Below are 14,827 nucleotides of genomic sequence, written 5' to 3'. Positions count from 1 at the left end.
CTCAGTATTTTATACCTTGCAGCTTCTATTTACTTTTCAATAAAAATATCTTATTCGGTGGAGCGTTGTTTAACCAAACAATAAACGCTTTATACGTTTTTGAGCATCCTCATGACATCTCTCTTTTTCTGGAAAAATTGGCATCCTACCCAACGATTTTTATACTTTACTTTTTTTGGTCTTCTTGTTTTTGGCCTCACGTCCCTCTTGTTTTTTCACTATCGAGGCCTCGAAAATACCGTGAGCTGGCAAGTATTGAGTGAACTTGATGACGTAACTGTAAAACTCGATAGTCTCACCGTTAAACAAGATATAGCTTCTGTCCAACACCCTGATTCTACCCAATCTCAAATTGAACTCTTAGGAAAAGCTTACTTACTCAAAGAGCAATTTGTGCCAGTGCAATCAGATTTGCCAGCTTGGCTCATATGGGGCTACGTCGGTTTGCTACTCGCAGGCGTGGTACTACTCCTTAGCGCATTGTCGGCATTGCCGAGGCGTTGGTATATTGGCTCCATGATGGTTTTTATCAGCCTCATAGCATTGTCTCATTTGGAAATTTTACAGCTTTTTGGTTCCGAAAAATCTCTTGGATTTGGCATCATTGCGGTAGTGTTGGGAGGAGCAAGTTATTATTTTCAGGCTTTCAGGGAAGATATATCTATGACGCAGCGCATTTTCATCTTTTCAGGGATTATACTTTTGCTTGCGGTGGGGTTCCATTATTTTGCTCAAGTACCCCAGGTTGCGTTTACTTTTACTGCCTATTCTTTGCTCCCAATGTCGATAGTAGTGTGTTTGCTTATAGGATGGGTATCTATCGAAATCATCAGTGGATTTGTATATGTCACTACCAATTCACGCACAGGATTTGGTAAAAATAGTTTGGTAAACTTTTTGTTTTTGACAGGCCTTTTTCTCTGTACCCTTCTCTTACTTTATCTCAAAATCACTCGCCGTACCGACGACACTCTAGGGTACTTCACTCCTACTCTCTTGTGCGTAGTAAGTATAGTACTAGGGCTCTGGAATTTACATAAACGTACCGACTCTTTCCTACCTTTCAAAGAAATTGGCGTTTGGTTGTATCTGGGAGTAAGTCTTATTTCGACAGCAGTACTGGGTTTTGTGGCCTTTACTCACAACAATCCCCTCATCGAAGTTTTTGAAGATGCTATTGTGTATACTCAACTAGCCATCGGGCTGGTTTTTACAGCTTATATTGGTCTCAATTTTTGGCCTTTGTTTAAACAAGGCAAAGCAGTTTACAAAGTCATTTACAAACCCATGCGATTTCTTCAATCCCAAGCATGGATGATTGGTGGTATGGGGGTAATGGCTTTATTATCTTTCAATCGTTTTCATAGTTTTGACCAAGCTCAGGCAGGTTACTACAATACTTTAGGCGACCTCTATACAACTACAGGCGAATACGTTATTGCCGAACAATATTACCAGCTTGCCCTCGAACAAGACTTCCAAAACCACAAATCTGGATTTGCTTTGGCTTCTTTGGCCTTACGACAAGGCGATAGAATAAGCGCAGGGGCTTATTTTCAACAAGCTTTGCACAAAGATCCCACCCCTCAAGCCTATGCGGGACTGAGTCAAGCGTTGTTGAACGAAAACCTGTTTTTTGATGCTGTTTTTAATCTTAGAAAAGGCATTGCCAAGTTTCCTAATAGTGGCGAACTTCAAAATAACCTAGGCTATCTCTATACCCGAACTACGATTGCCGATTCGACCTATTATTATTATGAGTTAGCCCGCCAAAACACCCACAATACCAGCGTAGCTGAAACCAACCTTTTGGCATTTTGGGGGAAAGCTCTCAGCTTAGACTCCTCCAGAAGCGTGCCAAAAGGGCTAAGTATTCATGATTTTGAAGAAACAAAGCTTCTCCAAAATCAATATCCCAGTCTGTCTCATACCGCCAATCGTCTGGCAGTAGCTCAGCTAGTTGGGCAAAAAACCAATGCAAATCCTATTGACAACCTTTATCTTTCTACGGATTCTGCTTTGAGTGTCAACAATTTTGCCTATCTATATAATTTTGTCCAATACACCAGTGATACTAATTTAGCGCCCTTTCTACACAAATTAGAGAATACTGGCAACAACGGCAATTTTTATAATGAACTACAACTGGCCCAAGCCTATTCTCAATATAAGCACGACAAAATCGCTGCTTTTGATATTTTGGCGGCCCAAACCGTAGCCGACACCTCAAAAAAGGTAGCCTTAGCTCGCCAAACATTACAGTTTTGGCTTATTAAAGAAAATCTCCAAAAGCCTATTTTACTTACTTCTCTCAAAACCGAAAATGACTATTTAGAAGCGATACGTCAAGCACCTTTTGATACACAACTGTTGAAACAAACTCAAGAATACTTCAACAAACTCAACAAGCCCCAAATCCCTTATCAAGCCCTGTTGAACGCTCTACGTTTTCATCGCGACTCCCCCGCTATTCAAAAATTATATGTCTTACAAGCCCTGCATCTACGCCTCACCGACTTTGCCGAGGATGCTATGCGCGACCTATTTGCTATTACAACTCCTGCCGATTATCAAGAATTTCAGAAAACCTATCAAGCTCAGCGCGCACTCATCGAAAAAGAACGTGAAAGTTTTAGGTGAAATCAGTATTTTTACTCATTGGTTTTATTACCCTACAAACCATCCTGTTAACTTAAAAATAACCACTCTCTATGTGGAAAGTTCTAGCCACGGGCTTGGGGATTTTAGCTGTTTTATTCAGTTGTGTATTCACTTATTTTTATTTCAAATACTTACGTTATGAGCAAGATTTCGTAGCCGAATATTTACTTAAAAATCCCAGAAAATGCGCAGTTTATTGGACCAGAAATGATTCCCTACTTGTAGACCACCGTTCGAATGCAATGATGACCTTGGGCAGCGTGTCCAAAATCATTATTGCAATTGAGTTTGCTCAACAAGCATCTGCTGGAAAAATAAAGCTTAGTGAACCGATAAACATAGGAGATTTAGCAAGATTTTATATAGATGACACAGACGGAGGGGCTCACGGAGCATGGCTAGAAGAGGTAAAAAAAGCGGGGCTTATCACCAATAGTACAGTTCCGATGATCGAAGTTGCCAAAGGCATGATGAGATATAGTAGCAATGCCAATACGGAGTATTTGATGTGGAGACTTGGCCTCAATAATATCAACGCTAATTTACAAAAATTAGGCTTAACCAAACACCAGCCGCTCTATCCATTTGTATCTGCTTTGTATGTATGCTCGGAAGAAAAATCTGCCACGGCTCTCAAAAAAATGCCTATGAAACTTTATCTTGAGAGAGCTAACAAGTATTTTGAATTGCTCAAAATTGACACTACCGTAAAGTCAAAATTCAATCTTGCTCATATCCCGCTATCGGTACAAAAAGAGTGGTCAGATAGACTTCCTAGTGCTACAGCTAAAGAATATGCAAGTGTGATAGAAAAAATTCATAGTCGAAAATATTTTGATACTACTACCCAAAAAACCTTAGTAACTTTGATGGAATGGCCTATGCTCAATCCTCAAAACAAGGAGCAGTTTCAAGTCTATGGAGCCAAAGGAGGTGCAACTGCTTTTGTACTCAATTATGTCTTATACGCCACCGACAAACAAGGCAACCGCACCAATCTAGTTGTATTTGCTAATGACTTAGGAGTATTCGAACAAACCCTGTTACGAGCAGAACTTCCCCTATTTATTCAGCGTATTTTGGATAATAAGGCAGACTCTCAACAAATGAAAATTATTTTAAACAAAATGAAGGATAAGTAAAATCGAATCATCACACAAAAGCACGCTACCAAACCAGTCATGAAAATCATCGAAACCTCACATATCGCTAAGCGCTACATCATGGGTAGTGAAGTCATTGAAGCCCTAAAAGACGTTACTATTTCTGTCAACAAAGGAGAATACGTCGCTTTTATGGGTCCATCAGGTTCTGGAAAATCTACCCTCATGAATATCATCGGGTGTCTTGATACTCCCACGTCTGGCCAATATATACTCAACAGTAAAGATGTGAGTGACATGAGCGAAAACGAGTTGGCAGAAGTTCGAAACAAAGAAATCGGGTTTGTATTTCAGACGTTTAACCTTCTTCCTCGAATGACCTCGCTCGAAAATGTCGCTCTCCCGCTTATTTATGCAGGTTATACCAAATCACAACGCACCGAAAAAGCCATGCTTGCTCTCAAAAACGTAGGATTAGAACAACGAGCAGGCCACCGCCCCAATGAACTCTCGGGTGGGCAACGCCAACGTGTAGCCGTAGCTCGTGCCCTTGTAAACGACCCTAGTATTTTGCTTGCCGACGAACCCACCGGTAACCTCGATACCAAAACGTCTTACGAAATCATGGATCTCTTTGACCAGCTTCATCAAAAAGGCAATACGATTGTAGTGGTCACGCACGAAGACGACATTGCCAAGTATGCACACCGAATCATACGCTTACGCGACGGGCTCGTCGAATCCGACATCATTAATCCTACTCCTACCAAAGTTCAACACCTCACTACTCTTTGAGAAAAACGATATACAGAAACACAAATGCCCTTTGATTATATGTAATAGTCAAAGGGCATAGTAATAATAATGATACTCTAAAAGGTAATTCCAGGGTTCTCTACAATCATTTCTGTTTCGACTGCCAAAGGAGCTATCACTTTCTTATCTAGCTCAATAGTTTCCACAATACCCCTACGAGCATTGCGAGTACCCGTGATTTGAAAATAAGCTTCCGAAAGTAAAGGCTCTCGCAAATCCCCAAAAGCATATAAAGGCTGACCTAAAGATTCTTTGACTGTAACGCTAGGCACGAAACCTGCCGTATAATCAGACTTTCCGGCCGAGTTGAAAGTTTTTAGGACAATGGGCATCATGCCCTGCTCAAATCTTTTCTTGTCATCTTTAATCACGATAGAGCCTACGTTTTTTCCTACTGTGACATCCCCAATGATAACCACCTCCATGAAAGGCTTAAGGGCATTAATCACCAGCTCACTTGCCGAAGCTGTACGGCCACTCACGAGCACATATACTCGTTGAAGATTGTTACCAATATTTTCGGGCTTGCTTTGGAAGTAGTTGATATTAAACTCTTTTCCTTGTTTTTTCTCTAATTCAGGAGCTACTTTTGAGTTGTATTCGTCTTTGGAAAACACCGTTTTATCTGTCACACCTTTGGCAATAAAACTCCCTAAAACGACCGCCGTAGATATATAGCCACCGCCGTTGTATCTCAAATCCAGCACAAATTCGTTGATTGCTGCCGCTTTGAACTTCCCAAATATGCGAGCCATTTTTTGGTCATAAAGCGCTTGATCACTATTGTTGGGTTTTGAGTAAAAACGATTATAAACTAGATACCCAATTTTTTTATCGTTTTTGGTATAAACAGTATCAAGCAACATGGGGTCTTCTTGAAGAGGCAACGCCACTACCGATTTAGTTTGGTCAGTATTCACAAAATTTCCACTATCGACTTTTCCCAAAGTGTAAACATAATTGGTCCCTTTTTCAAAAAGTTGCCCATAGTTGCTAGTGGTCGCTATTTCGCCATCTACGGTTATTTTACTAAAAATATCGCCCCTTTTGATACCACTTTTTTGGGCAGGCGAATCGGGATAAACATACATCACAAAGCCCGCAATGTTGCCGTTATTGTTGTAAAGTGCTATGCGAGCACCGGTCGTTTTTGACTCTCCAAGCAGCGACGCCTCCGTGCTTTCGGCATTGGTCAAAAAACGCGAAAATCGGTCACCGTCGGGGCGGGCTTGCTTATCAAAAGTATAAAGCAATGAGTTGAAGTAGTTTTCAGAAGCTAAGGTTTTATTGTCAAGCGCTCCAGCGGGAATTTTATCACGCCAATAGTACCAAAAATCCATATTGACCGCCACAAATTCATTGACAAGGGCATCGCCTTGCAATACATCTTTTTGTTTGCAGGCATTCAAACTCACTAAAAATCCAACTGCACTAAAAAGCGCTATTTTTGAAATTAATTTTTGCATATTTGTTGAGAAGGTTTATGACCCGTACCAAAAACGAGCAGAGGCCAAATTTATTTCAAATCCCTTTATACCCAAAACTTTACGTCTCTTTTATCAATTACGACAAACTACCCACCAAAATGTTTTTACGCTTCATCATTTTTTTAGGAATATTTTTTCCCACGGTACTTTTTGCCCAATGGCGTATCCAACCAAGCGGGACAGAATCAAGTTTTAGAGCCATTTCGGCGGTCAATGCCAAAGTGATATGGGCAAGCGGTTCCAAAGGCACCGTTTTAAGAACCACCGACGGTGGTACCACTTGGAATGTTATCCATGTGATTGGAGCCGAAAAACTAGATTTTAGAGGTATCAAAGCGTTGGATGCCCAAAACGCCATCATCGTCAGTGCTGGACTTGCCGAAGAAGGGCAAGCCAAAATCTACCGCACTACCGACGCTGGCAACAGCTGGCAGCTAGTGTGGGAAACCTCCCAAAAAGGCGTTTTCTTGGATGGAATAGCTTTTTGGGATTCCAAAAACGGCGTCATTTTTGGCGACCCTATCGACAATCACCTCTATCTTCTCAAAACTTCCGACGGTGGCAACACATGGCAACGCCTCTCGCCTGCTGCTCTACCTTCCAACCTACCCAATGAAGCCTCCTTTGCCGCTAGTAATTCTACAATGGTAGTGGCTGGAAAAAGTAATATATGGATAGGTTCGGGCGGTGCCGACCGCGCTCGGGTGTTTTTCTCAACTGACCGTGGGCTACATTGGCAAGTCACCGACACCCCTATGAAAGCAGATGCTTCTTCAGGCGTTTTTGGTTTACATTTTTGGGATTTGAAAAATGGAATCGCCGTAGGTGGCAATTATAAAGCTGAAAAAGAGGATTTTGAGAATGTAATCATCACCAAAGATGGCGGTAAGACTTGGCAAAAAACCACTTCTACTACCCCCACAGGGCTGAAAGAAGCTGTAGCAAGGCTTAAAAACGGATGGTTAGTGACCGTAGGCCCCGCTGGAAGTGCGGTTTCCAAAGATAACGCTCAAACATGGCAACCGCTCACTGATACCCCCAATGGAATGCACGCTATAACCTGCATCGACAACAGCTGCTGGACAATAGGAGCTAAAGGTCAAATCGCAAAAATAGATTTTTAAGATACTTTTTAGCTTGAAAAACAAACCAAAGCGCTTACATTTGTAATACTAAAATTTGCATCGGGGTGCCTCCTGGGAGGCTGAGATTATACCCGTGAACCTGAACTGGTTAGGACCAGCGTAGGAAATGCGTCAAATAGAAACTATCATATCACACACATAGCCACATTTCCCTCTTGCGGGGAGATGTGGCTTTTTTTATGTCTAAACTATGAGCTTTGAACTAGTCAAAAAAGACCTAACCAACTGGCAAAACCGCAAAGAATGGTTTTTTAATCGGGAGTTTACTGATACCTACGAGCAGTGGTACGAAGGTCCCTACAAACGTGCTGAAGTATGGCAAAAGAAGGTGATTGAGCAACTCGTCACAAAAGACAGTCGTGTCAAGACATTGTTAGAATTTGGCTGTGGTACCGCGCGCTTCACTCGTTGGTGGCATCAGATTGGGATTGAGGCTTCAGGCGGCGACATTTCGCCTTTTATGTTGGCACAAGCGGTGCATCTTTTCAAAGGTGATTTGGTCATGGCCGATTCTCATCATATGCCCTTCAAAGACCACACTTTCGATGCCGTAGCCTTCATCACTACCTTCGAATATTATCGCGACCCTGTGAAGGTTATTCGCGAAGCTGCTCGCGTAGGCAAGCATGGTATTGTGTTTGGGATGATGAATCGCAATTCGCCCAAAGTAGCCCGCCGACGTATTCAGCAAGCTTTTGGGAAAAATCCTTTTTACGTAACGGCGACTTTTTATACCCCTAATCATCTCATTTCTATCATCGACGAAGCTCTAAAAGGACGCCAATACAGCATAGAATGGACCTGCACAGGACTTCCTAAGTGGTTTCCATTACAGCAATGGAGTATTCCGTATGGCGATTTTTTTGGGTTGTACGTCAAACTTTTATAAGACATGGAAGATACAAAAACGGGCAAAATCTCCGACGAAGATTTCAAATCGCAGATTTTCCCCTACTGCGGTGCAGCTCGTGCCGAAGTAAGAGTGGGTCCCAGTTTTGGTACCGATATCTCTATTATAGATTTACCTAATGGCTATGAAATGGCCCTCACCAGCGACCCTCTGTCTTATATTCCCAATTTGGGATTAGAAGAATCAGCTTGGCTATCGGTACATCTCATGGCCAATGATATGGCTACCACTGGTATTGCCCCTCAGTACGCCCAATTTGTCCTTAACCTTCCCTCTTATGTCTCTGCCCATGATTTTGAGGTATATTGGCAGTATATCCACTCTTTTTGCCAACAGATAGGCGTGGCTATCACGGGAGGGCATACGGGCAGGTTTCAGGGCCTAGACTCCTCTATTGCGGGAGGTGGCACCATGATTGCCACCGCGCCCAAAGGTCAAATGCTATGTAGCAAATGGGCGCAGCCAGGACAAGATATAGTGGTGACGAAGCAAGCCGCTTTGGTAGCTACTTCTATTTTGGCGCGAAGTTTTCCCAACACCGTCAAGAATCTGGGTGGAAACGAAGTATATCAGGAAGCCTCCTCTTTGTTTTACCAAACTAGTAGTCTTCCTGAAGCACTTATTGCGGCTCACTTTAATCACCATACCCCAAAATCAATCACCGCCATGCACGACGTGACGGAAGGGGGGATTTTGGGGGCGATATACGAAATGGCCGTAGCATCGGGCTGTGGTGCTTTGGTAGAAGCAGAGCGTTTGCCCCTTGGGAATATTCCTCAAAGTGTTTGTAGGATTTTCAATATCGACCCTGCCTATTGCGTAGGCGCCGGCAGTATGATTATGGCGGTAGTTCCCAATAGTACTGCCGCACTGCTCAAAACCTTGGAAGAAAATCATATCGCCGCTACTTGTGTAGGTAGATTTACAGTTCCTTCTGAAGGGGTTCAGTTGCTGTCTGCTCAAGGAAGCCAAAATATTATTCCACCTGATACCGACCCTTATTGGGCCGCCTTTTTCAACGCACTTAAGCAAGGACTCACATGAATGATTTAAAAAAAATTACGGGAGGTATTTATCTCGTCATTGACCCTGCATGGGAACTTTCATTTACGTTGCCGCGCCTAGAACAAGCTCTTAAAGCCGGCATCAGCACCGTACAAATTTGGGATCATTGGCTGCCCGATACTTCTAAAGAGGGATATATTGAGGCTATTACGGCTCTAGCGCATGAGTATGAAGTTCCTGTTTTTATCAACCATCATTGGGAGTTGTTAAAAAATTCCCACCTTGACGGCGTTCATTTTGATGCACCTCCCTCCCACCTACCCCTGATACAAAAAGAAATTGCTAGACCTTTTTTGAAGGGAATTACGTGCGGCAACGATTTATCTACAGTACACTGGGCTACCCAACAAGGGTTTGATTATGTTTCTTTTTGCTCGATGTTTCCTACTTCTGCTGCTGATTCTTGTGAAATCGTCCAGCCCGCCACCGTCATACAAGCGCGAGCCTCTACTCCACTTCCCATTTTTGTGGCAGGTGGTATTAGCTTAGGCAATATTGATTCGCTTATTCCTTGCGGTATTGATGGCGTGGCGTTGATTTCGGGCATTATGAAATCAGACGACCCATTTAAAACTACTATCCAATTTAAAAATCATTTCCTCAACCATGAAAGCAACGCTCATTCATAAACTTTGCTGTCCGTTTGATAAACAAGATCTCAAGCTGACAATCATTACCCAGGATGTCAACCAAAACATCATCGAAGGCTTACTTTCCTGCCCTGCTTGTTCGCGATATTATCCCATTGTGTATGGTATTCCAATCATGAACCCCGACGAATACCGCGAAAAACGACTTGAAGCACCTATCATGGCGCGTTGGGCAAAACAGCTTGGTACTACCAACACCCCCGAGTAGCGTACAAAAAACCCTGGCTGCGTTTTGAACGCAGCCGGGGTTCTATCTGAGAATGATTATTTTTTAGGGGATATTTCGCCTAAATCAATGCTATTTTTATCCTTGTTCCAATACAACCGGTACTTTTTGCCCGATTCTACTTTGTATTCTTCACTTGCTTTGTCAACGGTGCTTATTCTCATATACACTTGGCTATCAGCAAGTTTAAATTCGGCCTTCTTTTTGGTAGGTAAGAAAAATGCCTGCCAATTAATACGGTCTCCGCTTACTTCATAGGCGATTTCGTTACTAAGTTCGTTTTGAATTGAAAAAGGGTAACGATCATTGACAGGGTCGGTGGCGATGTCGGCCAAAGCTACTATTTCGACTTTTACCGTCGCTAAGGTTGACTTTTCTTTTTTCTTTACCACAAAATACAACTCTTCTCCCACGCAAGTTTTATCCAACATACCTACTGCAGTTTTGGTATCTTCTACTTTGTAGCAGGCAGTTGCTTCTTTGCCAGAGTCAAAATCGCTCGCTGCTTTTTTGTCCGTAAAGAAAGCCACATCTACGCTCAATTCGCCGTTGGGTTCTGCCAAATAGGGCCTAAAATCAAAGCCTTCTTTGCTCAAAGTATCAGGATTGATAACCCGCAGATTCTTGTAAAAAGTATCCCAAGTGTTTACTTTCTCGTTGTTGTAAACCGTAATTCTATAAAAAGCCCCTGCTGTACCTTTAGGAAGTGTAACTTTGATAGGTTTATTTTTTGCCAACAGATTATTGACCGTATTGCTGGTACGAAAAACCACGTACTCCACAATAACCTCTTGGAGTACTTTTTGAGCCACCGCCTGAAAGCTCACCAAAAAAGTACTAAACAAACCGAAGAAGAATAGTTTTTTCATAAAAATTTGAAAAGTTGTAAACGCATACACAACGTAAAGATGGTAATTTTATTTTCAAGTGGCCTATCTTTGCATCATGAACTTTTTTCGCGCGCTACGTTACAACTTACCTTTTATCGCACCTTATTGCCTTCTCTTGCTAGTATTGGGCACTTATCAGCTTCTGTATCGACAAGGCATCATTAGTCTAGAAATCAATCGACATCATAGTACATGGGCGGATGTGTTTTTCAAATATTATACTCACGTAGGCGATGGGATTTTTTGCATCGGTGTAGGTCTTATCCTGATGTATTGGTCACGAATCAAGGGGGCTCTCATCATCGCTGCCTATGCTATTTCGGGGATATTGGCACAACTCATCAAAAACTTTGGTTTTCCCAAAGAACCTCGCCCTGCTCAGTATTTTTCGGGAATGATGCAGCATTTACACACTGTTTCGGGGGTAGAACTAAGCCAATGGAATAGTTTTCCGTCAGGACATACTACTTCTGCTTTTGCTTTTTTTGCCCTTATTGCCATTTGGGCCAAATCCCCTTTTTTAAAGTTTATGTGTCTGGTAGCTGCCTCGCTGGTAGGGTTTTCGAGAATGTATTTACTCCAACATTTTTTGGTAGATGTATTCGTAGGTTCGATGCTGGGTAGCATTACGGCATTGGGAGTAGCGTTTTTTTGGAAACAACGCATGAAACAAACAAGTTTGTCATGAAAAATCAACAATCTATATTCGAAAAACCTTGGGCGGTCGCGTTGTTGGCTATCGTTTTTTTTGTTCCTTTTTTGGGTAAAGTACATTTATTTGACTGGGACGAAATCAATTTTGCCGAATCGGCACGTGAAATGCTCATGACGGGCAAGTACCTTCGTGTCCAAATCGACTACCAACCTTTTTGGGAAAAACCACCCTTATTTATTTGGCTACAGGCTCTTTCTATGAAAATCTTCGGAGTCAACGAATTTGCGGCGCGTTTTCCTAATGCGGTCATTGGTCTCATCACGCTTTTGACTTTTTATTTTTTAGGCAAACGTCTCTACAATGCCCGTTTCGGTTTCTTATGGGTATTGGCTTATCTAGGTTCTATTACGCCACATTTGTATTTCAAATCGGGCATCATCGACCCTTGGTTCAATTATTTCATGTTTTTGAGCGTCGTTTTGCTTTTTCCTTCCGACAAACCTTTACGTTTTTTTTGGGCGGGTGTCTTTGCAGGATTAGCCGTCTGGACCAAAGGCCCCGTGGGAGTAGGCATACCTACCCTTACTTTGGGAACCTACTGGGCGTTGAGTTATTTTCAATCAAAATCTCACTCCCAATCACCCATTTATTCATTCAAAAACCTTTTTATTTTTGGCCTCACGGCGGGCTTACTTACCTTAGGCTGGATGTTGGCTATTATTTGGGAAAGTGGGTGGGCTACCTTTGTGGCCTTCTTGGAGTACCTGTATCGACTTGGAGCTACCTCCGAAGCCGACCACGGTCAGCCTTTCTATTATCATTTTGTAGTAGTATTGATAGGATGCTTTCCTATTTCAGTACTGGGTCTTCCTTACGTATCGGCGATTTTTGCTCCTTTGATCAAAAAATTTGGAAAAACTACTAACAACCCACTTCCTCAAGGCTTTCCATTGATGATGTTATGTTTGTTTTGGGTAGTAATGATTGTATTCTCAATCGTGAAGACCAAAATCGTGCATTATAGCTCCATGACTTACTTCCCACTGTCGTTTTTGGCGGCATTGTGGCTATATCGATGGCTTCAAAACCAAGTTACATGGCCAAGATGGGTGAGTACACTTTTTATTATGGTGGGTTTTGTACTTTCTCTTGCTCTCATGGCAGTGCCGCTGATTGGTATTTATACCGCCTTTTTTACGCCCTATATTGACGACACATTCGTAGTCGGCAATTTACAGGCACCTGTGGAGTGGAAAGGATATGAATGGTTTTTTGGCGTAGGTTACTTTTGTATCATTTGTGTGCCATTGTTCCTCAAAAACCAAAACAAACTACTGGCTATCAGGGCCGTATTTTTTGCCACAGCTCTATTGATGTTTAGTTATACTGCCATAGTGGTCCCCAAAATCGAAGGCTATACGCAGCAAACTGTCATTGATTTTTATGAATCCAAGAGGGGACAGGATATTTATGTGTGGCCCATTGGGTTTAAGAGTTATGCGCAGTTTTTTTATTTCAAAAAACCTCCCGGTGTACGTCCTGAAGCAAGTAGTGAAGAATGGCTCATCAATGGACCCGTAGATAAACCTACTTTTTTGATTTCACGAATCGACCGCGCCGAGCCGTACCGTATTCATCCCAATCTGGAGCTAATAAAAGAAGAAAATGGGTTTGTATTTTTCAGAAGAAAACCTGACTATCAAAAAATTTCGGAGTCTTTGAATCAATGATAATTGCTTGGCAGGCTTGATGTTTTTTCAGGCCTGCCAAGTTTTATTTATTGGTTCAAAACGCCTTCTAAATCAGCGGGTGAATAAAATACCGATTTCAAAGTTTTATTGTCGGAAGTGCGATAAACGAGGTACTTACCATTGTCTTCTTTGTAATAACAATCGGTGCCTTTGTCCTGAAAATGTTTGATGGTAGCTTCGGCTTCTTCGATAGAGTTACAAGCCTTGCTCATGTTGGAGCGCTGCACTTCGTCAAACAAGGCTTTGAATTTATGGCCCAATCCAAATTCCAATACTGCCCCCGAAAGTACATATTGAATATCGGCGAGAGCGTCGGCTACGCCTACAATATCTTTCTCCAAAATCGCTACTTCCAGCTCCTTCAACTCTTCAGCAATCAGCGCTACTCTAAGCTTACAGCGGTCTTCAGAAGGGATTTGGGGAGTTTCTAAAATAGGATGTTTAAAGGTACGGTGAAAATCAGCAACTTGGTTGAGGCAGTCTAATGGTTCCATTGAATAAATGAGTTGTTGGGATAAAACTATGCCCCAAAACTAACAAAAAACACGGAGAAGCCTCCCTGTGTTCGCTACATCTTAGTTACCTACAGATGGTAAAAACGAAATATCTACCTCATAAACCGCATAATTTTGCGGCTCTACCCGCACCTTGATTTTTTGTCCAAGCGTCAGAAAAGGCGAGGGATTGTACCAAATATTGTCGCTCTCATAGGTATAAACCTTTTGGGAGTGAGGCTCAAAATACTGAGCTACGATGACCCAAGGGCTTTTGCCGCCAATTCTCAAAGAAGCATTGAATCTTACATCTACTACATCGGCCAAGATAGTTTGCCCGCTTTCTTTCAGCTTTTCTTTGTTACGATTTTTTCGCCATATTCCTATCAACCCGCCATAGCCAATTCCAGCAAAAATGGCCGCAAAAGCACCGAAGATAACGGAGAATAACCACGAATCTATCCCACTCAATACCACATCGTCGGGTTTGTCAGGCATATACCACAGTTTGACTTCTTCGCCAAGGTCATAAGCGGGCGGACTCGAATAGGTAGAAGAATAATACCGAGCCTCTACACCCTCGCGAGTGGTGTACACTATCACGGGAGCCGAGGAGCCATTTCGGTTCCGATTAAATCCCTCTACCGTACCCACTGTTTCTACGCCTTTGCGTTTGAGGGTTTGGGTAGAGTTCCAACTTGCATAAGCCACGATGCCAAAAATGGTACCCACTAATGCAAATAAGCCACAAAAGAAAGTCCAAAAATTATTTTTCAACCACATGATTAATAAATGTTTATTGCTATTTCATTTCCTTACTGGCCTTAATACGACCACGTAAGTATCTGTTTTTCAGCAAAGTTATTTACCATTTCAAACTATACAGTAACTCACTTATTATTCGGTTGAGGCTAGGGCTTCTCAAAACTGTTTTCCTACGGTTCAAATTCAGATTTCCTACGCTTCACTGTTCA

At 42.3% G+C, this 14,827-nt stretch carries 14 protein-coding genes and 1 riboswitch; of the genes, 10 read left to right on the top strand and 4 right to left on the bottom strand.

Annotated features, from left to right (window positions below):
- The first annotated feature begins 111 nt into the window (after positions 1-111).
- The 3 genes from P1X15_RS05520 to P1X15_RS05510 all read left to right on the top strand — a co-directional run bounded on the left by P1X15_RS05520 (position 112) and on the right by P1X15_RS05510 (position 4,559).
- A complete protein-coding gene (locus tag P1X15_RS05520; protein ID WP_277337146.1) occupies positions 112-2,640 on the top strand; it encodes a tetratricopeptide repeat protein in 2,529 nt (842 codons plus the stop codon).
- A gap of 71 nt (positions 2,641-2,711) precedes the next feature.
- On the top strand, positions 2,712-3,803 hold the full coding sequence (locus tag P1X15_RS05515; protein ID WP_277337145.1) for a serine hydrolase: 1,092 nt from the start codon (positions 2,712-2,714) through the stop codon (positions 3,801-3,803).
- A 39-nt stretch (positions 3,804-3,842) separates the two neighbouring features.
- On the top strand, positions 3,843-4,559 hold the full coding sequence (locus P1X15_RS05510) for an ABC transporter ATP-binding protein (protein WP_028668001.1): 717 nt from the start codon (positions 3,843-3,845) through the stop codon (positions 4,557-4,559).
- A 77-nt stretch (positions 4,560-4,636) separates the two neighbouring features.
- Here P1X15_RS05510 and P1X15_RS05505 read toward each other — a convergent pair whose 3' ends face one another.
- Positions 4,637-6,046, bottom strand: coding sequence for a S41 family peptidase (locus P1X15_RS05505; protein ID WP_277337144.1), 1,410 nt, complete (start codon positions 6,044-6,046; stop codon positions 4,637-4,639).
- 119 nt (positions 6,047-6,165) lie between these two features.
- On the opposite strand from P1X15_RS05505, the gene P1X15_RS05500 reads away from it, so the two are divergent.
- The 5 genes from P1X15_RS05500 (at position 6,166) to P1X15_RS05480 (ending at position 10,045) form a co-directional block, all read left to right on the top strand.
- Positions 6,166-7,191: an oxidoreductase gene (locus tag P1X15_RS05500; RefSeq protein WP_277337143.1), complete on the top strand. Its 1,026-nt coding sequence runs from the start codon at positions 6,166-6,168 to the stop codon at positions 7,189-7,191.
- 51 nt (positions 7,192-7,242) lie between these two features.
- Positions 7,243-7,335: riboswitch (TPP riboswitch) on the top strand.
- Positions 7,336-7,402: 67 nt separating this feature from the next.
- Complete coding sequence (locus P1X15_RS05495; protein ID WP_277337142.1) at positions 7,403-8,101, top strand: class I SAM-dependent methyltransferase; 699 nt, start codon at positions 7,403-7,405, stop codon at positions 8,099-8,101.
- A gap of 3 nt (positions 8,102-8,104) precedes the next feature.
- Entirely contained in the window at positions 8,105-9,166 is a 1,062-nt protein-coding gene (locus tag P1X15_RS05490) for an AIR synthase family protein (RefSeq protein ID WP_277337141.1), read from the top strand.
- A complete protein-coding gene (locus P1X15_RS05485) occupies positions 9,163-9,816 on the top strand; it encodes a thiamine phosphate synthase (RefSeq protein WP_277337140.1) in 654 nt (217 codons plus the stop codon). Before P1X15_RS05490 ends, P1X15_RS05485 begins: the two co-directional genes overlap by 4 nt.
- On the top strand, positions 9,794-10,045 hold the full coding sequence (locus P1X15_RS05480) for a Trm112 family protein (RefSeq protein WP_277337139.1): 252 nt from the start codon (positions 9,794-9,796) through the stop codon (positions 10,043-10,045). Before P1X15_RS05485 ends, P1X15_RS05480 begins: the two co-directional genes overlap by 23 nt.
- Positions 10,046-10,101: 56 nt before the next feature.
- On the opposite strand, the gene P1X15_RS05475 is transcribed toward P1X15_RS05480, so the two are convergent.
- Positions 10,102-10,932, bottom strand: coding sequence for a hypothetical protein (locus P1X15_RS05475; protein WP_277337138.1), 831 nt, complete (start codon positions 10,930-10,932; stop codon positions 10,102-10,104).
- A 76-nt stretch (positions 10,933-11,008) separates the two neighbouring features.
- Here P1X15_RS05475 and P1X15_RS05470 point away from each other — a divergent pair, with 76 nt between their 5' ends.
- Together P1X15_RS05470 and P1X15_RS05465 are read left to right on the top strand one after the other, a co-directional pair.
- The gene (locus P1X15_RS05470) at positions 11,009-11,641 is read left to right on the top strand and encodes a phosphatase PAP2 family protein (protein WP_277337137.1); all 633 of its coding nucleotides are present in this window, start codon (positions 11,009-11,011) and stop codon (positions 11,639-11,641) included.
- Positions 11,638-13,338, top strand: a complete 1,701-nt coding sequence (locus P1X15_RS05465; protein WP_277337136.1) for a glycosyltransferase family 39 protein — start codon at positions 11,638-11,640, stop codon at positions 13,336-13,338. The genes P1X15_RS05470 and P1X15_RS05465 overlap by 4 nt, the downstream gene beginning before the upstream one ends.
- 47 nt (positions 13,339-13,385) lie before the next feature.
- Here the strand turns inward: P1X15_RS05465 and P1X15_RS05460 are convergent, their stop codons facing one another.
- Both P1X15_RS05460 and P1X15_RS05455 read right to left on the bottom strand, forming a co-directional pair.
- The gene (locus P1X15_RS05460; protein ID WP_277337135.1) at positions 13,386-13,853 is read right to left on the bottom strand and encodes a nucleoside triphosphate pyrophosphohydrolase family protein; all 468 of its coding nucleotides are present in this window, start codon (positions 13,851-13,853) and stop codon (positions 13,386-13,388) included.
- A gap of 81 nt (positions 13,854-13,934) precedes the next feature.
- Positions 13,935-14,636, bottom strand: a complete 702-nt coding sequence (locus P1X15_RS05455) for a DUF3592 domain-containing protein (protein WP_277337134.1) — start codon at positions 14,634-14,636, stop codon at positions 13,935-13,937.
- Positions 14,637-14,827 lie beyond the last annotated feature (191 nt).

Source organism: Runella sp. MFBS21, assembly GCF_029433105.1.
Taxonomy (GTDB): domain Bacteria; phylum Bacteroidota; class Bacteroidia; order Cytophagales; family Spirosomataceae; genus Runella.
Note: the sequence above shows the minus strand (reverse complement) of the source record. Positions and strands in the feature narration are given on the sequence as shown.